The organism is Mesorhizobium sp. M0808, from assembly GCF_040320025.1.
Lineage (GTDB): Bacteria > Pseudomonadota > Alphaproteobacteria > Rhizobiales > Rhizobiaceae > Mesorhizobium.
In genome coordinates this window covers 527435-550983 of sequence record NZ_JAMYOX010000002.1, presented here as the reverse complement: position 1 = coordinate 550983, position 23549 = coordinate 527435, and the positions used below count along the sequence as shown (strand labels likewise).

20 protein-coding genes, 1 tRNA gene and 1 riboswitch are annotated in these 23549 nt (G+C 63.3%); of the genes, 11 read left to right on the top strand and 10 right to left on the bottom strand.

The features are described from left to right. Positions 1-10 precede the first annotated feature (10 nt). Positions 11-1261: a D-amino acid dehydrogenase gene (locus tag NKI25_RS05605; RefSeq protein WP_352784748.1), complete on the bottom strand. Its 1251-nt coding sequence runs from the start codon at positions 1259-1261 to the stop codon at positions 11-13. A gap of 43 nt (positions 1262-1304) precedes the next feature. Beyond that, positions 1305-2300 carry a UDP-glucose 4-epimerase GalE gene (gene galE, locus NKI25_RS05600; protein WP_023677372.1) on the bottom strand — a complete coding sequence of 332 codons (996 nt, stop codon included), beginning with the start codon at positions 2298-2300 and terminating at the stop codon, positions 1305-1307. A 265-nt stretch (positions 2301-2565) separates the two neighbouring features. On the opposite strand from galE, the gene hemA reads away from it, so the two are divergent. Further along, a complete protein-coding gene (gene hemA, locus NKI25_RS05595; protein WP_023677371.1) occupies positions 2566-3843 on the top strand; it encodes a 5-aminolevulinate synthase in 1278 nt (425 codons plus the stop codon). A 53-nt stretch (positions 3844-3896) separates the two neighbouring features. Here hemA and NKI25_RS05590 read toward each other — a convergent pair whose 3' ends face one another. Both NKI25_RS05590 and mscL read right to left on the bottom strand, forming a co-directional pair. Beyond that, on the bottom strand, positions 3897-5063 hold the full coding sequence (locus NKI25_RS05590; protein ID WP_023677370.1) for a pyridoxal phosphate-dependent aminotransferase: 1167 nt from the start codon (positions 5061-5063) through the stop codon (positions 3897-3899). 111 nt (positions 5064-5174) lie between these two features. Then, on the bottom strand, positions 5175-5597 hold the full coding sequence (gene mscL / locus NKI25_RS05585) for a large conductance mechanosensitive channel protein MscL (RefSeq protein ID WP_352488570.1): 423 nt from the start codon (positions 5595-5597) through the stop codon (positions 5175-5177). A 231-nt stretch (positions 5598-5828) separates the two neighbouring features. Here mscL and NKI25_RS05580 point away from each other — a divergent pair, with 231 nt between their 5' ends. Then, entirely contained in the window at positions 5829-9317 is a 3489-nt protein-coding gene (locus NKI25_RS05580; RefSeq protein ID WP_352756044.1) for a PAS domain-containing hybrid sensor histidine kinase/response regulator, read from the top strand. Positions 9318-9320: 3 nt separating this feature from the next. Here NKI25_RS05580 and NKI25_RS05575 read toward each other — a convergent pair whose 3' ends face one another. Both NKI25_RS05575 and NKI25_RS05570 read right to left on the bottom strand, forming a co-directional pair. Next, positions 9321-9974, bottom strand: a complete 654-nt coding sequence (locus NKI25_RS05575; protein ID WP_502897330.1) for a response regulator — start codon at positions 9972-9974, stop codon at positions 9321-9323. Positions 9975-10083: 109 nt separating this feature from the next. Further along, the gene (locus tag NKI25_RS05570; protein ID WP_352756043.1) at positions 10084-10515 is read right to left on the bottom strand and encodes a hypothetical protein; all 432 of its coding nucleotides are present in this window, start codon (positions 10513-10515) and stop codon (positions 10084-10086) included. Positions 10516-10641: 126 nt separating this feature from the next. Here NKI25_RS05570 and NKI25_RS05565 point away from each other — a divergent pair, with 126 nt between their 5' ends. Together NKI25_RS05565 and NKI25_RS05560 are read left to right on the top strand one after the other, a co-directional pair. Continuing rightward, positions 10642-10992, top strand: coding sequence for a DUF952 domain-containing protein (locus NKI25_RS05565; protein ID WP_352576998.1), 351 nt, complete (start codon positions 10642-10644; stop codon positions 10990-10992). After that, positions 10989-12065, top strand: coding sequence for a quinone-dependent dihydroorotate dehydrogenase (locus NKI25_RS05560; protein ID WP_352756042.1), 1077 nt, complete (start codon positions 10989-10991; stop codon positions 12063-12065). The genes NKI25_RS05565 and NKI25_RS05560 overlap by 4 nt, the downstream gene beginning before the upstream one ends. Before the next feature lie 3 nt (positions 12066-12068). Here NKI25_RS05560 and NKI25_RS05555 read toward each other — a convergent pair whose 3' ends face one another. Then, the gene (locus tag NKI25_RS05555) at positions 12069-13493 is read right to left on the bottom strand and encodes an MATE family efflux transporter (RefSeq protein ID WP_352826948.1); all 1425 of its coding nucleotides are present in this window, start codon (positions 13491-13493) and stop codon (positions 12069-12071) included. Between the two features lie 50 nt (positions 13494-13543). Here NKI25_RS05555 and NKI25_RS05550 point away from each other — a divergent pair, with 50 nt between their 5' ends. Continuing rightward, the gene (locus NKI25_RS05550) at positions 13544-14446 is read left to right on the top strand and encodes a histone deacetylase family protein (protein ID WP_352826919.1); all 903 of its coding nucleotides are present in this window, start codon (positions 13544-13546) and stop codon (positions 14444-14446) included. A 4-nt stretch (positions 14447-14450) separates the two neighbouring features. On the opposite strand, the gene NKI25_RS05545 is transcribed toward NKI25_RS05550, so the two are convergent. Continuing rightward, positions 14451-14714, bottom strand: coding sequence for a DUF6460 domain-containing protein (locus NKI25_RS05545; RefSeq protein WP_023677362.1), 264 nt, complete (start codon positions 14712-14714; stop codon positions 14451-14453). Between the two features lie 131 nt (positions 14715-14845). Between NKI25_RS05545 and NKI25_RS05540 the strand changes: the two genes are divergently transcribed. Then, positions 14846-14919: transfer RNA gene (locus NKI25_RS05540), tRNA-Gly, on the top strand. A gap of 312 nt (positions 14920-15231) precedes the next feature. On the opposite strand, the gene NKI25_RS05535 is transcribed toward NKI25_RS05540, so the two are convergent. Next, entirely contained in the window at positions 15232-16221 is a 990-nt protein-coding gene (locus NKI25_RS05535; RefSeq protein ID WP_352448650.1) for a LysR family transcriptional regulator, read from the bottom strand. A 317-nt stretch (positions 16222-16538) separates the two neighbouring features. On the opposite strand from NKI25_RS05535, the gene chvE reads away from it, so the two are divergent. The 5 genes from chvE (at position 16539) to NKI25_RS05510 (ending at position 22264) form a co-directional block, all read left to right on the top strand. Continuing rightward, the gene (gene chvE / locus NKI25_RS05530; RefSeq protein WP_023677360.1) at positions 16539-17603 is read left to right on the top strand and encodes a multiple monosaccharide ABC transporter substrate-binding protein; all 1065 of its coding nucleotides are present in this window, start codon (positions 16539-16541) and stop codon (positions 17601-17603) included. Positions 17604-17702: 99 nt separating this feature from the next. After that, positions 17703-19235: a multiple monosaccharide ABC transporter ATP-binding protein gene (gene mmsA / locus NKI25_RS05525; RefSeq protein WP_352756040.1), complete on the top strand. Its 1533-nt coding sequence runs from the start codon at positions 17703-17705 to the stop codon at positions 19233-19235. Further along, positions 19232-20524: a multiple monosaccharide ABC transporter permease gene (gene mmsB / locus NKI25_RS05520; RefSeq protein WP_292659525.1), complete on the top strand. Its 1293-nt coding sequence runs from the start codon at positions 19232-19234 to the stop codon at positions 20522-20524. Before mmsA ends, mmsB begins: the two co-directional genes overlap by 4 nt. 189 nt (positions 20525-20713) lie before the next feature. Then, the gene (araD1, locus tag NKI25_RS05515) at positions 20714-21706 is read left to right on the top strand and encodes an AraD1 family protein (protein ID WP_292659523.1); all 993 of its coding nucleotides are present in this window, start codon (positions 20714-20716) and stop codon (positions 21704-21706) included. A 27-nt stretch (positions 21707-21733) separates the two neighbouring features. After that, positions 21734-22264 (top strand): hypothetical protein, encoded by a 531-nt coding sequence (locus NKI25_RS05510; protein WP_352756039.1) that lies wholly within the window; start codon positions 21734-21736, stop codon positions 22262-22264. On the opposite strand, the gene NKI25_RS05505 is transcribed toward NKI25_RS05510, so the two are convergent. Beyond that, positions 22202-23296, bottom strand: coding sequence for a 2'-deoxycytidine 5'-triphosphate deaminase (locus NKI25_RS05505; protein WP_352826916.1), 1095 nt, complete (start codon positions 23294-23296; stop codon positions 22202-22204). The genes NKI25_RS05510 and NKI25_RS05505 overlap by 63 nt on opposite strands. A gap of 135 nt (positions 23297-23431) precedes the next feature. Further along, positions 23432-23509, top strand: a riboswitch (SAM riboswitch). Positions 23510-23549 lie beyond the last annotated feature (40 nt).

The window sequence follows — 23549 nt, the reverse complement described above, 5'->3', positions numbered from 1 at the left end:
CTGGAGATGCCTAGTTCCTGTAGAGCAATCCTTGCGGATCGATCTCCGGCTTGCGGCCGGCGACCACGTCAGCAAGGAATTTTCCCGAACCGCAGGCCATGGTCCAGCCGAGATGGCCGTGGCCGGTGTCGAGATAGAGATTGTCGTACCGCGCCCGTCCGATGACCGGCACGGAGTTCGGCATCATCGGGCGAAGTCCAGCCCAGAGCTCAGCCTTGCTCTCGTCGAAAGCGCCGGGGAACAGGTCCTTGCCGGTGTTCAGGATCGAGTTGAAATCGCGTGGCTTGAACGTGCGGTCGAAACCGGTGAACTCCGCCGTCGAGGACATCCGCAGCCGATTTCCCAGCCTGGAATAGCCGATCAGCCGGTCCTCGTCGGCGCCGCCCATGATCGGCCCCTTGCTTTCATCTTCCAGCGGAACAGTCACGGTATAGCCCTTCACGGGATAGACGGGCAGGTCGATGCCGTAGCGGCGGCCGAGCAGACCGCTCTCCGGCCCCATCGAGATAACCACAGCGTCGCCGATTATCGGGCCGGCCGAGGTCATCACCGCGCGCACCCGGTCGCCGTCGATGTCAAGGCCTTCAACCGTGGTGCCGTAGAGGAATTGGACGCCGAGTTTCTCGGCGGCATAGGCAGCGAGGCGCTGCGTGAATTGGCTGGAGTCGCCGGTCTGGTCGATCGGCGAATAGACGCCGCCGGCTATCTTGTCCTTGGCGCCGGCAAGGCCGGGCTCGAGCTCGACCAGCCGGTCGCGGCCGACGATCTCGATCGGCAGGCCGTGTTCGCCGAGATAGCGATAATTGTCGGTGCCGGTATCGAAGCTCTGCTGCGAGCGGAAGAAATAGAGAATGCCTTTCTTGCGCTCGTCATAGTGGATGCCGGTTTCGGCCGAGACGGCGTTGATGCAGTCGCGCGAATAGAGCGCCAGACGCAGCTTGACGTCGGTGTTGGCGCGCATGCGCTTATGCGTGCACTGGCGCAGGAAGCGCAGGCTCCAGGCGAAAAAATACGGATCGAAGCGCAGCCGCACCTTGATGCCGAGATCGTGGTTGTAGAGGCCGCGCAGGAACGTCTTCAGCGCGGCTGGCGAGGCCCAGGCGGTGGCGTCTCCGGGCGACACCAGGCCGGCATTCGACCGGCTGGTGCCGCGTGCCGCCGCCGGATGGCGCTCGATCACCGTCACCTCATGGCCGTCGCTGGCCAGATAATAGGCCGCCGCCGTACCGACGACGCCCGCCCCAAGCACCAGGATTTTCATTCCGCCCCCAGCGCGCTGAACCAACCTTTGCGGAGAGCCCACTTCACCCCAGAGCCGAATTCTTGCTGGTCAGGATGCGCTCCCAGGCAAGCGCATCGGCAACGATCCGGTCGAGGTTGTCGCGCTGCGGGGTCCAGCCGAGCTCGCCGCGCGCCAGCTCCGAATTGGCGACGACCGCGGCGGCGTCGCCGGCGCGGCGATCGCCCATCCGTACCTCGAAATCATGGCCGAAGACGCGGCGGACGCTGTCGATGACCTCGAGCACCGAATAGCCGTGGCTGTAACCACAATTGGCGACCAGGCTCGATCCGCCGGCACGCAGCCGCTGAAGCGCCAGCCGATGCGCCGCCGCCAGGTCGCTGACGTGGATATAGTCGCGCATGCAGGTACCGTCCGGCGTCGGATAGTCGGTGCCGAACACCTGCATGAAGGGGCGCTTGCCGAGCGCCGTCTCGCAAGCGACCTTGATCAGATGCGTGGCACCGGGCGTCGACTGGCCGGTGCGGCCCTTCGGATCGGCGCCGGCGACGTTGAAATAGCGCAGCGCCGTATAGCGCAACCCATGGGCAATTGCCGCGTCGCGCAGCATCCATTCGCTCATCAGCTTGGACAGGCCATAGGGCGATTCCGGCGCAGGCCGGGCATCCTCGCGCACCGGCTCCAGGCCGGCGCCGCCATAGACGGCGGCGGTCGAGGAAAAGATAAAATTGGGCACGCCTTCGCGCACCGCAGTCTCGATCAAGGTGCGCGTCTTGCAGGTATTGTTCTCGTAATAGGCAAGCGGGTCGGCGACCGATTCGGGGACCACGATCGAGCCGGCGAAATGGATGATCGCGTCGACCTTATTGTCGCGAATGATCGAGGCGACCAGTTCCCTGTCGGCGACGTCGCCGACGACGAGCTTTGCTTCCGGGGCCACCGCCCATTCAAAGCCGGTAGAAAGCCGGTCGAGGACGACGACGTTGTCGCCCGTGTCCAGCAATTCCCAGACCATATGGCTACCGATATAGCCGGCACCGCCTGTCACCAAAACCGTCATCCGCATCCTCGCTATTCATGATTTATCGGAACTGTCTCAATCGTCGCCGTACTGGAAAACTCGCCGCCAGGCCATTAAAACCTGCGGTAACCAGTCTCATCGGCGCGTGGCATTGTCGTGAAACAAGATTGATCCACATCAAGGGAATAGGCCACGTTCCGTGGTCGTTAGGAACAGGCTCGGGGCGTGGCATTTTGACCAAAAAGGCCAGGTGGACGACGAATGGGCCAATGACTATGATCCCGCACAAAACTGGGAAGGCGACATGAACTATCAGCGGTTTTTCGAGGAAGCGATCGACCAGCTCCATGCGGAGCGTCGCTACCGCGTCTTCGCCGACCTTGAGCGTATTGTCGGGAAATTCCCGCGCGCCATCTGGCGCGCCAATGGCCGCGCCGAGGAAATCACCGTCTGGTGCTCCAACGACTATCTCGGCATGGGCCAGCATCCCGACGTCATTGCCGCGTTCCAGAAGGCGGCAGGCAAGATGGGGTCGGGGGCCGGCGGCACCCGCAACATCTCCGGCACCAGCAACCCGCTGGTCGAGCTCGAACTGGAGCTGGCCGACCTGCACGACAAGGAAGCCGCACTGGTTTTCACCTCCGGCTTCGTTTCCAACGAGGCGTCGATCTCGACCATTGCAAAGCTGCTTCCCAATTGCCTGATCATCTCGGACGAGCTCAACCACGCTTCGATGATCGAGGGCGTGCGGCGCTCAGGCGCCGAGAAGAAGATCTTCCGTCATAACGACGTCGCGCATCTCGAAAGCCTGCTGCAGACGGCCGGCCGCGAGCGCGCCAAGCTGATTGTCTTCGAGAGCGTCTATTCGATGGACGGCGACATCGCGCCGATCAAGCAGATCGTCGATCTCGCCGAGCGTTACAACGCCATGACCTACATCGACGAGGTCCACGCCGTCGGCATGTACGGGCCGCGCGGCGGCGGCATCACCGAGCGCGAAGGGCTGGCCGACCGCATCGACATCATCGAGGGCACACTGGCCAAGGCGTTCGGCACGCTTGGCGGCTACATCGCCGGCAACACTGCGGTGATCGACGCGGTGCGCTCCTATGCGCCGGGCTTCATCTTCACCACGGCGTTGCCGCCGGCGATCGCTGCCGCGGCAACCACCTCGATCCGCCATCTCAAGCGCTCGCAGGCCGAGCGCGATGCGCAGCTGCGTCAGGCGACACGGACCAAGCAAGTGCTGGCCGCGGCCGGCCTGCCGGTGATGGAGTCGCCTACCCACATCGTGCCGCTTCTGGTCGGCGATCCCGAGCTCTGCAAGATGGCCACCGACCGCCTGCTCGGTGTGCACGGCATCTACATCCAGCCGATCAACTACCCGACAGTGCCGCGCGGCACCGAGCGGCTGCGCATCACGCCGACACCGTTCCATTCGGACGCGCTGATCGCGTCGCTGCAGGACGCACTGGTCGAGACATGGGACGCGTTGGGGATTCCGTACGGGTCCGCCGGCCGACCGTCGGTCGCCAAAAGCGATCGCGTCATTCCGCTGCTGGTGCCGAAGTCGGGCGGCTGAAGGTCGTTTAAAACTCTACGCCGAGAACCATTTGGTCGTCAGAGCGAAGTCGCTCAGACAGTCTTCATCCATTTCGCCAGCCTATTTGCCGCTTCCTCGAGCTGGTCGAGGCGGCGGTGGAAGCACAGCCTGAGGAAGGCTTCGCCGCCGGGGCCGAAGGCGGTGCCGGGCGCCAGGCCGACATTGGCGCGGTCGACCATGTCGAAGGCGGCAGCGCGGGAATCGGTGATGCCGTCGACCGCAAAGAACAAATAGAATGCGCCCTGCGGCACTGTGAACCGCGCCCTGCCGGTGGTAGCGAGAATGCCGCAGACCAGGTCGCGCGCCGCCCTCGCCCGCTCCACCTGCTCGACGATGAAGGCGTCGCCTTCGTCGAGGGCGACGACGGCGCCGCGCTGCATGAACTGCGCAACGCCGGAAGTCGAATACTGGACCAGGTTCTCGAACACCTGCTGCAAGGCGGGATGGATCTTGATCCAGCCGATGCGCCAGCCGGTCATCGCCCAGTTCTTGGAAAAGGAATTGACGAACAGGATGCGATCCTCATCGGCCATGATGTCGATGAAGGACGGCGCGCGGCCATGGCCGTAATGAAACAGCGAGTAGATCTCGTCGGCGATGATCCACAGGCCCCTTTCGCGGGCGAGATCGAGGATCGCCTGCAGCGTCTCCTTGTCGGCGGTCCAGCCGGTCGGGTTGGACGGCGTGTTGACGAACAGCGCCTTGGTCCGTGGCGTGATCGCCGCTGCGATCTTGTCGACATCGCAAGACCAGCCATTGCCCGACTGATCGAGCGTGACCGCGACTGGAACGGCGCCCGCGATGCCGGCGGCGGCGGCGAAGTTCGGCCATGCCGGCGACAGGTAGACGAGTTCGTCGCCCTTGCCGGCCACCGCATCGATGGCCATCTGGATGGCATGCATGCCGGAGCCGGTGACGATGAATTCCTCGTTGGCGAAAGTCTTGCCGAAATGCCTGGTGTAGTAGCGGGCGAGCGCCTGCCTGAGTTCAGGAATGCCCCTCTGCCAGGTGTAGAAGGTTTCGCCGCCAGCCATCGCCTTGGCGGCGGCATCGGTGATGAAGGCAGGCGTCGGCAGGTCGCCCTCGCCGGCCCAGAGCGGGATCATGCCGTCGCGGCCGCGGCCGCGATTCATGACGGCGACAATGCCGCTTTCAGGCGCCGCCCGCGCTTCGGCGCGCAGAGTATCGATCAGGGTCATGGATGGGTCCGTTTTCGTTTGCTCGACTGCTAGCGTGTTTCAGGGCGGACGAAAACAGAAAACCCCGGCCGCAAGCGACCGGGGTTTTGGTCCAGAAAGTTACCGCAGGCGCTACTTTCTGGCGAGGAGATCGCGAATTTCGGTGAGCAGCGCGACATCGGCCGGCGGCGGGGCAACCGGGGCGGCCGGTTTCTCGCGCTCCAGCCGCTGGCGCAGATTGTTCACCGCTTTGACCATCAGGAAGATGATGAAGGCGAGGATAAGGAAGTTCAGCGCCACGGTGATGAAGCTGCCATAGGCGAAGACCGCGCCCTGTTTCTTTGCCTCAGCCAGCGATGTGGCGTTAACGGCCGAGGACAAGGGCAGAAAGTAGTTGTTGAAGTCCAATCCGCCCAAAATCGCCCCGATGACCGGCATGATGATGTCGTCGACCAGCGAGGTGACGATCTTGCCGAAGGCAGCGCCAATGATGACGGCGACGGCCAGGTCCATCACATTGCCCCTGGAAATGAATTCCTGAAACTCTTTCAGCATTCGACGCCTCCTTGTCTTGACCGGCCGTTCTGCCGCTCCTCCGGCATCGACCGGCAGGCAGAATAGCAAAAACCTGCGGTTGCAACAGGAGCAAAAGCTGGTTTCAGCCGGTCACGATTGCCCGACGCAGCCGATATAATACGCCGAAAGCCGCGATGGACTCGGTCGCCAAGCTGTGATTGCGTCTGGAAGGCCGGATGAAAAAGCCGGCGCAGGGAGGAAGTTCGAGCCGTGCAAGGCTGGTTCATCGTCATCATCGCGATCGCCTATGTGACGTTGCTGTTCGTCATCGCCAGCCTGGGCGACCGCCGCTCGACTTCAACCGGGCCCGGCCGCGCCCGGCCGTTCATCTATGCGCTCAGCCTCGCGATCTACTGCACCTCCTGGACTTTCTTCGGCTCGGTCGGCCTGTCCTCCGAGCGCGGCCTGGAGTTCCTCGGCATCTATATCGGACCGGTCCTGGTGTTCGTGTTCGGCTTTCCGCTGCTGCAGCGCATCGTCAGGCTGGCCAAGACCGAGAAGATCACCTCGATCGCCGACTTTCTCGGTGCCCGCTACGGCAAGAGCTTCGCTGTCGCGGCGATCGCCACGCTGATCGCGACCATCGGCGCCGTGCCGTATATCGCGCTGCAATTGAAGGCAATCTCCGGCTCGGTCAGCCTGATGGTCGAGCACTATACCGGCTCGCCGCCGTCGTTCGATCCGTTCGTCAGTGACATCTCGCTGGTCGTGGCCATGCTGCTGGCGCTGTTTGCGGTGCTGTTCGGCACGCGCCATGCCGATGCCACCGAGCACCAGGACGGGCTGGTGCTGGCTGTGGCGGTCGAGACCGTGGTCAAGCTCGCCGCCTTCCTGGCGATCGGCCTGATGGTCACGTTCCTGATCTTCGGCGGGCCAGGCGATATGTTCGACCAGCTCGCCGAAAACACGCAGGTGCGCAAGGCGATGGGCTACAACACCTCGCTCGCTACCTGGCTGGTGCTGACATGCCTGAGCGGCTTTGCCATCCTCATGCTGCCGCGCCAGTTCTACGTCACCATCGTCGAAAACCGCAGCGAGGCCGAGCTGCGCACCGCGACATGGGTGTTTCCGCTCTATCTGGTGGCAATCAACCTGTTCGTGCTGCCGATCGCATTGGCCGGCCTGGAACTGGTCGGCCCCAGGACCAGCAGCGACCTTTACGTGCTGTCGCTGCCGCTGTTCAGCGGCCACGACGTGCTGGCCATGGCCGCCTTCATCGGCGGGCTGTCGGCGGCGACCGCAATGGTGATCGTCGAAAGCGTCGCGCTGTCGATCATGATCTCCAACGACCTGGTCATTCCGCTGTTCGTGCGCCGGCTTCTGCGGACCACGACATCCGAGAACGAGGACTGGTCGACGCTCATCCTCAATGTACGGCGGGCGGCGATCTTCATCATGCTGTTCATCGCCTTTCTCTACTACCGCGAGAGCACCAACAGCGCGCGGCTGTCCTCGATCGGCCTGATGTCGTTCGCCGCGATCGCACAGTTCGCGCCGGCAATGATCGGCGGCCTGGTCTGGCGCGGCGCCAACGGCCGGGGTGCGGCGCTTGGCATGGTCGCCGGCATCGTCGTCTGGAGCTATACGCTGCTGCTTCCCTCGCTCGTCGCGCCCGATACCGGCATCCTCGTCCACGGCCTGTTCGGCTTCGATGCATTGCGGCCGCAGGCTCTTTTCGGCACCGTCGCCGAGCCGCTGAACCATGGCGTGCTGTGGAGCCTATCGATCAACACGCTCTTTTTTGTGTTCGGCTCGCTGTCGCGCGCCTCTGTGCCGCTGGAACGCATCCAGGCGTCGATCTTCGTGCCGCGCGAAGCGGGTCCGCTGCCCAGCCTGCGCCGCTTCCGCACCACCATTACCGTCAACGACCTCAAGGACACGATCGCGCGCTATCTCGGTGTCGAACGGACCGAGCGGTCCTTTCAGTCGTTCGAAAAGAGCAGCGGCACTTCACTGCTCGGCAACGAACAGGCCAGCATGGATGTCATCCGCTTCTCCGAGCAGCTTCTGGCCAGTGCCGTCGGCTCATCCTCGGCGCGGCTGATCCTGTCGCTGCTGCTGCGCCGCAACGACCGCGAATCCAAGGACGCCTTCCGCCTGCTCGACGATGCCACCGAGGCGCTGCAGCACAATCGCGATCTGCTGCAGATCGCACTCGACCAGATGGAACAGGGCATCACTGTCTTCGACCGCGATTTCCGGTTGATTTGCTGGAACCGCCAGTACCGGGCGCTGTTCGACCTGCCCGACGAGATGGGCCAGGTCGGCGTCTCACTCGATCGTATCCTGCGCCACCTTGCCGAGCGCGGTGACATACCGGCAGACCAGCGCGTCACCATGCTCAACCGCCTGACCAGCTTCGTCAGTCCATGGCAGATGGAGCTGAAGACAAGCGGGCGCATCCTGGAATTGCGCTCCAATCCGATGCCGGACGGCGGCATCGTCGCCACCTACGCCGACATTTCCGGACGTGTCGAGCAGGATCTGGCGCTGAAGCGCGCCAACGAATCCCTGGAACAGCGAGTGAAGAGCCGCACCGCCGAGCTCACCCGCGTCAATGAGGAGCTGGCTCAGGCGCAGATGCTGGCCGAGGAGGCCAATCTCGGCAAGACCCGCTTCCTCGCTGCCGCCGGCCACGACATCCTGCAGCCGCTGAACGCCGCCCGCCTCTATTGCTCGTCGCTGATCGAGAAGACCGGCAAGGGACCTGCCGGCAAGGCGGCGATGAACATCGAATCGTCGCTGGAATCGGTCGAGACCATCCTCGGCGCGGTGCTCGACATTTCGCGCCTCGATGCCGGCGCGATGAAGCCGGACGATACGAGCTTCGGCCTCGACGGGCTGCTGCGCCAGATCGGCAACGACTTCCGGCCGCTTGCCGCCGAAAAGAAGCTCGAACTCTCGATCATGCCGTCGTCGCTCAGCGTCATGACGGACCGCAATCTGCTGCGCCGGCTGATCCAGAACCTGGTTTCCAACGCCATCAAGTATACGCGCCGTGGCCGCATCCTGGTCGGCGCGCGGCGGCGCGGCGAACTGGCAGAGATCCAGGTTATCGACACCGGCATCGGCATTGCCGGCGACCAGCTGAACACCGTGTTTCGCGAATTCACCCGGCTGGACGAGGGCGCACGCGAGGCGGAAGGCCTCGGCCTTGGGCTCTCCATTGTCGACCGCATCGCCCGCGTCCTGCGCCTCGAAATCCGGATCTTCTCCAACCCAGGCAAGGGCACACGCTTTTCCGTGTTGCTGCCGGTGGTGGCCGTGCAGGCACCGCGGCGCGAGGCCGAGGCGAAGCCGCCTGCCCGTGCCGCGGCCTCGCTTGCCGGGCTCCATGTGCTCTGCATCGACAACGACGCCCGCATCCTCGACGGCATGCGGCTGCTGCTCGAGGGCTGGGGCTGCAGCGTCGACACGCTTTCCGGCGCGGAGGATCTCGAGAGATCCGGCATGCATCGGCCGGACATCGTGCTTGCCGACTATCATCTCGACGACAAGACCGGCCTCGAATTGATCGCCCAGTTGCGTGCGATCCATGGCGAGGACCTGCCGGCCGTGCTGGTCACCGCCGACCGCTCCAGCGAGGTTCGCGCCGCTGCCGGCAGGCTCGACGTGCCGGTGATCAGCAAACCACTGAAACCGGCGATGCTGCGCTCGATGATGGCCAGGGTCAGGCCGCTGGCGCCGGCGGCCGAATAGGAATCAGCCGGCCGCCTCCAGCGGGTCGCTGCCGATTTTGGACAAAAGGATCACCGCCTGCGTGCGGCTGTCGACGCCGAGCTTCTGCAGGATGGCCGAGACATGCGCTTTGATCGTCGCTTCGGAGACCCCGAGCTCATAGGCGATCTGCTTGTTGAGCAGTCCCTCAGCCAGCATGCCGAGCACGCGCGTCTGCTGCGGAGTCAGCGCTTGCAGGCGCTTGATCAGGTCGGAAATCTCGGGATCGCGCTCGACACCGAGATCGACCCCGGCGGGTGCCGCGATATCACCTGCGAGCACCGACTGCACCGCATTGCGGATCTCCTCCATGCTGGCCGATTTGGAGATGAAGCCGGAGGCGCCGAGATCGAGCGAGCGCCGGATCGTCACCGGATCGTCATGCGCCGAGACCACCATCATCGGCACCGCCGGATGGATGCCGCGCAACGAAATCAGGCCGGAAAGACCGCTTGCCCCCGGCATCGAGAGATCGAGCAGCACCAGATCGACATCCTCATTGGCCAGGACCAGCGCCTTGGCGCTTTCGAAATCGCCAGCCTCGTGAATGGCGGCAACATCTCCGATGCCCGCGAGTGCCTCCCTCAATGCACCGCGAAAAAGCGGGTGATCGTCGGCAATGACGAATGTATAGCCCAACAGTGGTATTCCTCCCCGAATCCCATAGGCGATTTCCGCCTTACGGGACCTGAACTTATGCGGCGGCGCCAGCTGTTTCGAGCGGCATGCCGTAGGCGATTCCAGGTCCTCAGGTCTTTTGCGAATTGAGCTTGGCGCCGTCTTCGTCCTTGTCCATGTCCTTGACAATATCCATGAAGCTGCGCAGGAAGCGCTCCATGTAGCCCATCGTCTTGTTGAAATCCTCCTCGCTGGGCAAAGTCGATTCGAAACGCGCGGCAAGCGAATTTTCGAGCTTGGCGACGCGTTCGTCGAGCGCCTTCACCGAATTTTGCAGCCGGTCGACCTCATCCTGGAGGGCGGCACGTTCGTCGGCCGCCGTCTTGCAGACGAGCTGGCCGGAGCGTTCCTCGCAGAGCGACATGGCGCCGGTTTGTGTATCCATGCGGACATAGCCATTGGCCGATTTCTCCAACCGGTAGCGATCGGCTTCCTCGGAAAAGGCCGACGCCGCGACAAGCGACACCAGTGCTGCGGGGATCAAGACGTGTTTCAGACGCATGTTTTCCTCCATGAGCCAGTCAGCGCAATCTATCACAGTTTGCGCCTGAAATGGGGACGAACCTGAAATGGGGAAGAACACGGGCCTGCCCTTCCCCGCGTGGTCGGTTCGGACTATAGCGCAACGATGTCCGAGATCATCTACAAGATAGTTCCCGAGGTGTTGTGGCGCGAGGCTGAAAGAGAAGGCGGCTTCACCGGCGCGCCGATCGACGTCGCCGACGGCTTCATCCATTTTTCCACCGCCGGGCAGGTTCGGGAAACGGCGGCCAAACATTTCGCCGGCCAAAGCCGGTTGCTGCTGGTCGCCGTCGATAGCGCGCGCCTCGGCGATGCGCTGAAATATGAGGTCTCGCGCGGCGGCGCCCTGTTCCCGCATCTCTATGGCGGGCTCGGCCTCGATGCGGTCGTTTCGGTGCAGGCATTGCCGCTCGGCGCTGACGGCCGGCATGAATTCCCGGCGCTGGAGGCCGAATGAGCGCGTTCGACCGGATCGGCCAGAAACTGCTGTTCACGCTCGATCCGGAAACCGCGCATGGGCTGTCGATTGCCGCGCTGAGATGCGGGCTGCCGGTCGCCCGTCGTCCGCCGCAGGACAACAGGCTAAAGGTCAGCCTTTGCGGACTCGATTTCCCGAACCCGCTCGGCATGGCCGCGGGTTACGACAAGAATGCCGAAGTGCCGGACGCGCTGCTCGGCCTCGGCTTCGGCTTCGCCGAGGTCGGCACGATCACACCGCTGCCGCAGACCGGCAATCCGAAGCCGCGCATTTTCCGGCTGCCTTCGGACGGGGCGGTGATCAACCGGCTGGGCTTCAACAATGAGGGCCACGACGCCGCGGAAAAGCGCCTTGCCGCCCGCATGGGCCGTGCCGGCATCGTCGGCGTCAACATCGGCGCCAACAAGGACAGCACCGACCGCGTCAGTGACTATGAACGCGGCGTGGTCCGGTTCGCGCGATATGCCAGTTATCTGGCAATCAACATCTCCTCGCCGAACACGCCGGGCCTGCGCAACATGCAGGCACGCGAACAGCTTGGCGACCTCCTGTCGCGGGTCATGGCCGCGCGTGCGGCGGCACCGGCAAAACCGCCCGTGTTCCTCAAGATCGCGCCGGATCTGGTCGAGGCCGAGCTTGAGGACATCGCCGCCGAGATCAGCGATAAGCAAATGGACGGCGTCATCGTCTCCAACACAACGATCGCGCGAGCCGGCCTGAGCAGCGCCGGCTTTGCCGGCGAGACCGGCGGGCTTTCGGGGAAACCCTTGTTCGAACGCTCGACGATCATGCTGGCTAAGATGCGAAAACTGCTTGGCCCGGATCCCACCATCATCGGCGTCGGCGGCGTCGATTCCACCGAGACGGCGCTGGAAAAGATCCGTGCCGGCGCCGACCTCGTGCAGCTCTACACCGGCATGATCTATGCCGGGCCTGCGCTGCCGGGGCGTATTCTTTCCGGCATGGTCCGTTTCATGGACAGTCAACGGCTGAAGTCGCTGCGCGAGCTTCGCGACAGCCGCCTCGATCAATGGGCGGCGAAACCGTTTTAGCGATCAGCCAAAGACCGCGCGCACCCGCAGCCGCAATATGGCGAGCAGGCTGAAGCCGCGTACAAGCAGGAAGACATGCAACGCCGCCCACAAGCCGTGATTGCCGAAGGCCGGCGCCAGGATCAGCAGCGCGGCACTGAACGCCAGGAACGACAACAGCATCATGTTGCGCATGTCGCGCGACCACGTCGCGCCGATGAAAACCCCGTCCATCTGGAAAGCCAGCGCGCCGCTGAGCGCGGTGAACGCCGCCCAGGGCAAGTAGATGTCGGCAATGGCGCGGACGTCCGTCGCGGTCGTGATCAGGGCGACGAGATCGGTGCCCTCCAGCAGGAAGAAGAGCGTCGCCGCGCCCGCCAGCCCGAGCCCCCAAAGCAGCGTCAGCCGCACCGCCTGGTCAAACGCCGTGGCGGCACGGGCGCCTATGGCGCGCCCGGCGAGCTGCTCGGCGGCGGTGGCGAAACCATCGAGGAAATAGCCGGCAACCAGGAAGAGGTTCATCAGCACGGCGTTGGCGGCCAGCGTCAGAGTGCCGAATTGCGCGCCTTGGCGCGTGAACAGCGCGAAGGCGGCGAGCAGCGAAAAGGAGCGGATCATGATATCGCGATTGAGCGACATCATGCGCAGGAATGCCGGCAGATCGAGGACGCGGCGGCGCGGCAGCTTGGGCGCCGCCCAAAAGCGCCGGCCGACAATGGCGAGACCAAGCAGCATGGCGACGAATTCGCCGGTGACCGTTGCCCAGGCAACGCCGGCAACGCCCCAGCCGAGCTCCAGGCCAAGCAGGAAGCAGAGGGCGATGTTGATGCCGTTCAGTATCAACTGCAGCATCAGCCCGAGCCCGCCCTCGCCGCGCCCAAGCACGTAACCGAGGATGGCGTAATTGATCAGCGAGAACGGTGCTGCGAGCATCCTGATGCGGATATAGACGTCCATCGCCGCGCTGACGCGTGGTTCGGCGCCTATGAACCATTGCCCGGCGGTGGAGACCAGCGGCGCAAGCGCGGCAAGCACGACGCCGGCGACGACCGCGATCAGCACGGCGCGCCAGAACACCGCCTGCTCCTCCAGCGCATCGCCGCGCCCGAAGGCCTGGGCGACGAGGCCGGTGGTGCCGGAGCGCAGGAAGTTGAAGGTCGTGAAAACGACGTCGAAGATCAGGGCGCCGGCCGCCAGGCCGCCGAGAAGGGCGGCGTCGCCGAACTGCCCAACCACCGCCGTGTCGACAATTCCGAGCAACGGCGTCGTCAGATAGGCAAGCGTCATCGGCACGGCGATGGCGAGCACCAAGCGGTTGGTGACGACGAAGGCCCTGGCTTCGGTGGCGTGGACTTCGGTGGGTAAAGCCTGCTCCAAACGCGTGTTGCTTCCTGTTGCGGCTTGATCGGCTAGCCGATGTGCCCCAGTTTGCGGACCTCGCGCAACCATCCACCCCGCTATGGTCAACCGAAACCCGCCTCTGGCGCACCGCCCGTCCCATGCCCTTGCAGATCGTTCATCATCCCGACTACGACGCCGGCTTCGCCGTCAACCACCGCTTCCCGATGAGCAAATATCCGCTGCTGATGGATGCCTTGCGGGCACGCGGCCTGGCGCAGCCCGAAGCGCTCAACATGCCGGAGGCGGCGCGGCCATCATGGCTGAAGCTTGCCCACGCGGTCGACTATGTCGACCAGGTGCTTGACTGCGAAGTGCCGGTGGCGATCGAGCGCGAGATCGGCTTTCCCGTGGGACCGCGGGTTTCGCTGAGGGCGCAGCTCGCAACGGCCGGCACGGTGCTGGCAGCGCGGCTGGCGTTGCTGAACGGCATCGCCTGCAACACCGCCGGCGGCAGCCATCATGCACGGCGCGCGCAAGGCGCCGGCTTCTGCACCTTCAACGACGTAGCCGTTGCCGCGCTGGTGCTGCTCGCCGAAGCTGCTGTCCAAAACATCCTGGTCGTCGACCTCGACGTGCATCAGGGCGACGGCACGGCGGATATCCTGAACGACGAGCCGCGCGTGTTTACCTTCTCCATGCATGGCGACCGCAACTACCCCGCGCGCAAGATCGCCTCCGATCTCGATGTCGCCCTGCCCGACGGCGCCGGCGATGCAGCCTATCTGGAGCTGCTGGACGCCATCCTGCCGGAGCTGTCGGCGCGAAGGCGCTGGGACCTCGTCTTCTACAATGCCGGCGTCGATGTCCATGTCGAGGACCGGCTCGGCAGGTTGTCGCTCACGGATGACGGGCTGCGCGCCCGCGACGATATGGTGATCCGCCATTTCCGCACGCTTGGCATACCGGTATGCGGCGTTATCGGCGGAGGCTATTCGACGGATGTCGCAGCACTTGCTGCACGGCACGCCATCCTGTTCGAGGTGGCGGCGGGCTACGCCTGAAAATTCACTTCCGGTAGTTAGCGATCCTGAGCAGGATGAAGGCCGGCACGACGATCGCGGCACCGAGCAGGATGTAGCCGAGAAAGCGGTCGATGGCGTGGAAGCCCAAATTCCACAGGTCGATGAAGAATTTGCGAATGCCATAAAGCACATCCATCGGCGACCAGCCGAAGGCATTCATGACCAGCCCGACGAGGAACGACACCACAAGCAGCTTCAGGATCACCCGGAGCGGCGTATCGCCGAGAAAGCGGTTCAGTGCGGACAAGCCTGTCTCCACAGTCGGGTGCCGCGATTCGGGCACATGCCTAGAAATACGCAGTTGATAGCCCTGCATCAAGCCGAGCCCTCAAACCGGATTGCGCATCGGCGCCGGGCCATGATATCGGAGGAACCAGCGCGGGTATGATGTAATGGTAGCTTGTCAGCTTCCCAAGCTGAACGCGCGGGTTCGATTCCCGCTACCCGCTCCAGCTTTTGCCCCCGGTGCATTGCACTTGTTCTGGCCAAGCTGAAAACCAGCGGATTTATAGGCAGTTTTACAGCCCGGCTGGCCGTCTTTCATCTGTTTGGCCGATGTGCCAGTTTGTGGAATATCTCACATTGAGGGTCGGCGGGGCCTCGAATGACCCCAACCGGAAAGTCTACCCTTTGCCCGCTGGCTTCTGCTGGCGGGCTTTTTTGAGCATCAGGCAGTAGTGGCCGACGTGCATCGGCGCCGCTGCTGGCGGGCCTGTCCGGTCGTCTGGCCGGCCACGGGATGCGCCCGCTACCCGCTCCAACCCTCAGCCCACCTCTCGCAAAATAAAATCGTGCAGCATCTTGGCTGCCGGTGACAGCGCGCGGTTCTTCACCGTGATCAGGCTGTAGGGCCTGACCTCGATGTCGAATTCAGTCTGGACGACATCGATAGCGCCGGCCAGGCCTTCGGGGTTCTGGATGAACTTCGCGACCTGGATCGACACCGGCGCGATGGCGTCGGATTGCGCGACCATGACCAGAGTCAATAGCAGCGAGCTGGTGTTGAGGATGCGGTCCGGCAGCGCGATGTTTCGGTTCAGGAAGTTACTCTCCATCGCCTGGCGCAGCGGCGAGCCGCCCGACTGGAAAACCCAGTCATAGGCGGCGGTGTCTTCCAGCCGCACCGCCTTGCCCTTGGTCAGCGGGTGGCCGCGGCGCACGATCAGGCAGGCTTTCTCGACGCCGATGACGCGCGCTTCGAACAGCCGCGGATTGAGGTCGTCGGGGATGCGGGCGATGATGAAATCGTGGCGCGAGGCGATCAGCTCGCGCGCCAGGACGTTCGAGGTCTCGACCTGCATGGTGATTTCGATGCGCGGATAAAGGCGCCGGATTTCGCGGATCGCCGGCACCGCCAGCTCGATCGCCGGTGCTGTCACCGCGCCCAGGAACACCGAGCCGCCTTTGCCCGCCTTGAGCTCGAAAATCTCGCGGTCGACCTCGCGCATCTCGAGCAGGATCGATCGCGCGCGCCGTGCCAACGCCTTGCCATAGGGTGTCAGCGTGATGCCGCGCGGCAGCCTTTCGCAGAGCTTGACGTCGAGCACGGCCTCCATCTCGGCGATCATGCGCGAGGCCGCCGGCTGCGAGATGTTCATTACCTGGGCCGCGGCGCTCACCCGGCCGTGCTCGTCGAGGGCTGCGATCATGCGCATGTGACGCAGGCTCAAGCCGCTGCGCAGCAAGGTTCCGCCATCACCCGGAATTTCATCGTAACTGGCTGATATTCCATCAGGATTTCGCAGCGCCGCCATGATTCTTCCCTACTCTTACGCCCGGCGCCCCGGCAAAATCCGGCAGCGTCGTCACTAGCCTAAGCCATATCAGTCTCGATATAGCAACCATCAAAGATCGCATTTGACAGTTATGGCAAAGCGACACACCCTTCGCGCGTCCTGAGGCTTGACGGTCGGTGACGAGGGAAAACTCGTATCGATTGAAACCAGAGTCTCGGGGCCGATTGGGAGGATACCGGAGATCGATTGACGGCAGCGGCGCGTTTGGCGCTCCTGCACGATTGCGCGGCCCACGAAACCCAAGGGTACGCGTCCATCAACCAGGGAGAGTTAATGTGAAGATTGTCAAGACACTGGCCGCCGTTGCGGCCCTAGGCATCGCGGCCATGACGCTGCCGGCGCAGGCGGGCGAAGGCCTGATCGGCGTGCTGATGCCCACCAAGACCTCGCAGCGCTGGATCAACGACGGCGACGCCGTCAAGTCCCAGCTCGAGGCTCTGGGCTACACTGTCGACCTGCAGTACGCGCAGGACGACATTCCGAACCAGCTCAGCCAGCTGGAAAACGAAATCACCAAGGGCCCGAAGGCGCTGATCATCGCTTCGATCGACGGCACCACGATGGGCGATGCGTTGCAGAAGGCGAATGACGCCGGCGTTGTCGTCGTCGCTTACGACCGCCTGATCAAGAAGACGCCAAATGTCGACTACTACACCACCTTCGACAATTTCGGCGTCGGCGTCATCCAGGCCAAATCGCTGCTCAAGGGTCTCGGTTATCCCGAGAAGAAGGGCCCGTTCAACATCGAGCTGTTCGGCGGTTCGCCGGACGACAACAATGCGTTCTTCTTCTATAACGGCGCCATGTCGGTTCTTCAGCCGCTGATCGACGACAAGACCCTCGTCGTGAAGTCCGGCCAGATGGGCATGGACAAGGTCGGCACGCTGCGTTGGCTGGCGGCAACCGCCCAGGCCCGCATGGACAATCTGCTCTCCGCCAACTACTCGGACGGCAGCCGCGTCGATGGCGTGCTCTCGCCCTATGACGGCCTGTCGCGCGGCATCATCGCTTCGCTGCGCGCCGTAGGCTACGGCACCGCCGATCAGCCATGGCCGATCGTCACCGGACAGGACGCCGAGACCGCTTCGGTCAAGGCGATCATCGCCGGCGAACAGTATTCGACCGTGTTCAAGGACACCCGCGAACTCGCCAAGGCGACGGTCGAACTCGTCGACAAGGTGCTCTCGGGCGGCAAGCCGGAAGGCCTCGACACCACGACCTACAACAACGACGTCAAGGTCGTTCCCTCGATCCTGTTGACACCGCACGACGTCGACAAGTCGAACTATCAGGCCCTGGTGGTCGACTCCGGCTACATCAAGGCCGAAGAGCTGAAGTAATCGCGGTTACAAAGCCTGGGGTCCTGCGCAGGCAGGGCCCCTTTTCGTTGGCGAGCCAGCCCGGTATTGTTTGCGGACCTCGCAGGAGTGGTATTCTCAATGGCATCGACGATTTTGGAGATGCGCGACATCACCAAGACGTTTCCCGGCGTCAAGGCGCTGTCGAACGTCAAGCTCATGGTCGAGGAAGGCGAGATCCATGCCGTGGTCGGCGAGAACGGCGCCGGCAAGTCGACGCTGATGAAGGTGCTGTCGGGTGTGTATCCGTCCGGCACCTATGACGGCCAGATCATCTATCGCGGCGATGAGTGCCATTTCAAAGGCATCCATGACAGCGAGCGCAAGGGCATCGTCATCATCCACCAGGAGCTTGCGCTGGTGCCGATGCTATCGATCGCCGAAAACATCTTTCTCGGCAACGAGCACGCCAGATACGGCGTCATCGACTGGAATGCCAATGAGGCGCGCACCAGCGCCCTGCTCAAGAAGGTCGGCCTCAAGGAGGACCCCAACACGCTGATCACCAATATCGGCGTCGGCAAGCAGCAGCTGGTCGAGATCGCCAAGGCGCTCAGCAAGGAAGTGAAGTTGCTCATTCTCGACGAGCCGACCGCGAGCCTGTCCGAAAAGGACAGCCAGGCGCTGCTCGATCTGCTGCTCGAATTCAAGCGGCAAGGCATCACTTCGATCCTGATCTCGCACAAGCTCAACGAGGTGAACCGGGTCGCCGACAAGGTCACCATCATCCGTGACGGGCGGACCATCGAGACGCTGGCCAAGAAGGACATCTCGGAGGACCGCATCATTACCTCGATGGTCGGCCGTTCGCTCGACGACCGCTATCCGCCGCGCGAGCCGAGGATCGGCGAGACCGTTCTCGAAGTGAAAAACTGGTCGGTCTACCACCCCATCCATGCCGAGCGGCAGGTCATCAAGGGTATCAACCTCAACGCCCGCAAGGGCGAAGTGGTCGGCATTGCCGGGCTCATGGGCGCCGGCCGGACCGAGTTTGCCATGAGCCTGTTCGGCCGGTCCTATGGCCGTCGCATCACCGGCGAGGTGTTCCTCAACGGCAAGCCGATCGACGTCTCTTCGGTGAGCAAGGCGGTGGAACACGGCATCGCCTACGTTACCGAGGACCGCAAGACCTACGGTCTCAACTTGATCGACCACATCAAGCACAACATCACGCTGGCCAACCTGCCCGGCGTGTCGCGCCACGGCGTGATCGACGATTTGCGCGAGCTTTCGGTCGCCAACGATTATCGCGGCAGGACCAATATCCGCGCCTCGAGCGTCTACCAGATGACCGGCAACCTTTCTGGCGGCAATCAGCAGAAGGTGGTGCTGTCGAAATGGCTGTTCGCCAATCCGGAAGTGCTGATCCTCGACGAGCCGACACGCGGTATCGACGTCGGCGCCAAGTATGAAATCTATACGATCATCGCGCGTCTCGCCTCCGAGGGTAAGGCAATCATCGTCATCTCGTCGGAAATGCCCGAACTGCTCGGCATCACCGACCGCATCTACGTAATGAACGAAGGACGCATCGTCGGCGAAATGGCGGCAAGCGACGCCAGCCAGGAAAAGATAATGCGCGCCATCGTCCGCGGAGAAGGAAAAGCATCATGAGCACCGAAAGCGCTCCCGGGCCGCAGACCGGCGTTGCCCAGGATCTACAACAGGGACCTCGCATTGCCGTCTCGGCGCTGGTCACCAACCTGCGCGAATACGGGTTGGTGCTGGCGTTGATCGCAATCATGGTGTTCTTCCAGTTCACCACGTCCGGAACGCTGTTCAAGCCGGTGAACCTCAGCAATCTCGTGCAGCAGAACAGCTTCATCATCGTGATGGCGCTGGGCATGCTTCTGGTGATCGTTTCGGGTCACATCGATCTCAGCGTCGGCTCCGTCGCCGGCTTCATCGGCGCACTGGCGGCGATGATGATGGTCATCTGGCCGCTTGGCCCATTGAGCAATCCGCTGGTGGTGTCGATCATCTGCCTGATCGTCGGTGGTGCGATCGGCGCGGCACAAGGCTACTGGATTGCCTATCACCGAATACCGAGCTTTATCGTCACGCTGGCGGGCATGCTGATCTTCCGCGGCATCTGCCAGGCGCTGCTGGGTGGCGGGTCTTCCGTAGGGCCGCTTCCCGTGGGCTTCAAGGCGCTCAGTTCCGGCTTCATTCCGGACCTGATCGGCCCATTGACGCTGATACCGCCAACCGTGAACGCCGCCGGCAAAACCATTGTCGGCAGCGGCCTGACGCTGCACCTGACGACGATCGTGATCGGCCTCGTCGCCGTGCTCGCCTATGCCTATTTCGGGCTCAGGGCACGGCGCACCCGCGAAAAGCATGGCTACGAAGCCGAGCCCTTCTCGCTGTTCGTCGTCAAGACCCTGGTGATCAGCGCGCTGGCGCTGTTTCTCGTCTACCAATTCGCCACCTATAGGGGCCTCCCCATCGTTCTCATGGTGATGGGCGTGCTGATCGCGTTGTTCGTCTTCGTTACCAAACGCATGACGATCGGCCGTCGCATCTATGCGATGGGCGGCAATGCCAAGGCAGCCCAGCTATCGGGCATCAAGACCGAACGGCTGACGTTGATGGTGTTCATCAATATGGGCGTGCTGTCGGCACTCGGCGGCCTGATTATCGCAGCGCGCCTGGGGCAGGCTGTGCCGGCGGCCGGCCTCGGCAGCGAGCTCGACGTCATCGCCGCGGTGTTCATTGGTGGCGCTTCGGCGATGGGCGGCGTCGGCCAGGTGATCGGCGCGGTGGTCGGCGGCTTCATCATGGGCGTCATGAACAACGGCATGTCGATCATGGGCGTCAATGTCGATTGGCAGCAGGTGGTCAAAGGCCTGGTGCTGCTCGGCGCCGTCGTCTTCGACGTCTACAACAAGAACAAGGCTTGAGAGGCAACCAGGAGGCATACGGGTCACATCGCGGCGCTGCCGGGCGGCGCAAAGAAGTCCCCCGAGGGACCTGATCCGCGAGCGCAATCCGGACGAGAATTTCAACCGAGGCGCGGACAGGGTCCGGGCCGCGCAGGGCAGGGTTTGCCGAGAAAGGGCAGGCCAGCCCACAATTCAGAGAGGGTTACCATGCTGATCTCACAAATCCTCGACGACGCCGAGACGATCCGCGTCGTTGCGCGCAACGGCGGCAAGACCCGCGTCATCAACGGCGCCCGCAGCGTCTATTCGCTGGCGATGGAAGCCGCGCGTACCGGCAGCGGGCTTGTCGCCCTGATCGAGCGCAAGGGCTTCGGCGAAACCGTCGATCTCGACGCAGCCTACAAGAAGGGCCGGCTGCTGTCGCCGATCAACCATCCCGATCCGGCGCATCTCCATCTCACCGGCACCGGGCTGACGCATCTCGGCTCCGCCGCGACCCGCGATTCCATGCACAAGAAGCTCAGCACGGACGGCGAGGAACAGCTGACCGATTCCATGAAGATGTTCCGCATGGGGCTTGAGGGCGGCAAGCCGGCGAAGGGCCAGACCGGCGTGCAGCCGGAATGGTTCTACAAGGGCAACGGCACCATGGCGGTGGCGCCCGGTGCGGCGCTTATGTCGCCGGCCTTCGCCCAGGATGCCGGCGAGGAGCCGGAAATCGCCGGGATCTATGTGATCGGCGACGACGGCGCCCCGTTCCGTGTCGGCTTCACCCTGTCGAACGAGTTTTCCGACCACGTCACCGAGCGTGTGAACTATCTCTTCCTCGCCCATTCCAAGCTGCGCAACGCTTCGTTCGGCCCGGAGATCCTGATCGGCGACCTGCCGTCCGATATCCGCGGCGCTTCACGCATCCTGCGCGACGGCAAGCTACTTTGGGAAAAGCCGTTCCTGTCGGGCGAGGCGAACATGTCGCACACCATTGGCAATCTCGAGCATCATCACTTCAAATACTCGGCCTTCCGCCAGCCGGGTGACGTGCATGTACACATGTTCGGCACGGCGACGCTGTCCTTCGCCGACGGCATCAGGACCGAGGCCGGCGACGTATTCGAAATCGAGGCGCAGGATTTCGGCCTGCCGCTGCGCAACCCGCTTGAAATCGAGCAGCCGGTGAAGGTGGCGGTGAAGGCGTTGTAAACTGGTGACAGAATTCAGGAGCGAAAAATGAACGGCCTGCGGATTGGCACTGTGTCCGTAAGTTTAGTCCTGTTCCTCGCCTATTTCTCCCCGGCGGCTTACAGCGCCGGACAATGCAGCGCAAAATCCTATCGCGAAGCCCGGATGTCGATGACTAACCGGCTTCTGGCCACCGGCTATTCGAAATCGCAAGTGAGCTTTCTGATGCGCAACGCGGATCGCATGACGTCCGCACTCCGCGCTGACAGACTGAACGACAATGGCAGAGCCTGCGGTATCGACTCCGCCAGAGCCCATGTGCTGGGATGTCTCGGCAAGCAGTTGTTCCCCTTGCAGTCCAGCTCAAGCGCCTCACTTGACGACGAGAAGCAAACCAGAGGATTTGGGGGAAGAAGCGATTGGCAGTGCGAGAACTGCTCTTTGTCGGTCAGTTTCATGGCTGCCTTGGCGCCGCGAAAGAATATCTGTTTCGCAGCTGACGTCTTGCGACCAAGCTCAGCGCGCGGTGCGGAAATGCTTGGACAGTTTCAGGCCCTGCGCCTGATAGTTCGAGCCTAGATCTGTGCCGTAGAGCGCCTGCGGCCGTTTCAGCATGTGCTCGTAGACCAGCCGTCCGACGATCTGGCCGTGGTCGAGGATGAACGGCACTTCGTGGCTACGCACCTCGAGCACCGCCCGGCTGCCGGTGCCGCCCGACGCCGAATGGCCGAAACCCGGGTCGAAGAAACCGGCATAATGGACGCGGAACTCGCCGACCAGCGGGTCGAAAGGCGTCATTTCGGCGGCGTAGAGTGGCGGCACATGCACCGCCTCGCGCGACACCAGAATATAGAATTCGTCCGGATCGAGCACCAGCTCGCCGGCACCGCTCTTGTAGAGCGGCTCCCAGAAATCGACCACATCCTGCGCGGCGCGCTTGTCGACGTCGACCAGGCCGGTGTGGTGCTTGCCGCGATAGCCGACCAGCCCGTCCTTGTCGCCGTCGAGATCGATCGACAGCGCGATGCCGCCGCCTGAGATGTTGGGCGGTTCGGTGGCGACCAGCATCTCGGCGCGGTGCAACTCGTGCAGCTCGCTTTCCGACAAGAGCGCATTGCCGGTGCGGAACCTGATCTGCGACAGCCGCGAGCCGGTCCGCACGACGATCGGGAAAGTGCGCGGGCTGACCTCCAGATAGAGCGGGCCTTCATAGCCGGCGGCGATCTTGTCGAACTCGTGGCCACGGTCGGTCATTACCCGGGTGAAGATATCGAGCCGTCCGGTCGAGCTTTTCGGGTTGGCGGAGGCGGAAATGTGCGCGGGCAGCGCCAGGCTTTCGAGCAGCGGCACGATGTAGACGCAGCCGGTTTCCAGCACGGCACCTTCGGCGAGGTTGATCTCGTGCAGCTTCAGCCGGTCGAGCTTGTCGACAACCCTGTGGTCCGGGCCGGGCAAGAAGGAAGCACGCACCCGCCAGGCCTTGTCGCCGAGCCTGAGGTCAAGGCTGGCCGGCTGGATCTGATCGGCATCGAGCGTGCGCGGCGATTTCAGCGCGCCCGTCTGGAACAGCGTGGAAATATCCTGATCGGGAAGAATGCCTGTCTGCCGCAAGGGTCTGGCTCCGTTCGAACGCCGGGCGAGGTCTTGTTCTGTCGCAGGTCCGACCGTGGACGCCTTTGGCACCTGCTTGGTACAACCCTCTTAATCATGCCGGCAATTGACGCAAGCGTGGCGCGGGTCTAAAGCTCGTTATCCCGTGGTGATTTGGCCGGTCGGCTTGCAGCCACGTTAAACAAGTCGCTAAAGGACCGTCGGGCCGCAAGGCCATATGGACCGGTTGCGACTTTCGCGACCGGTTTTTTGT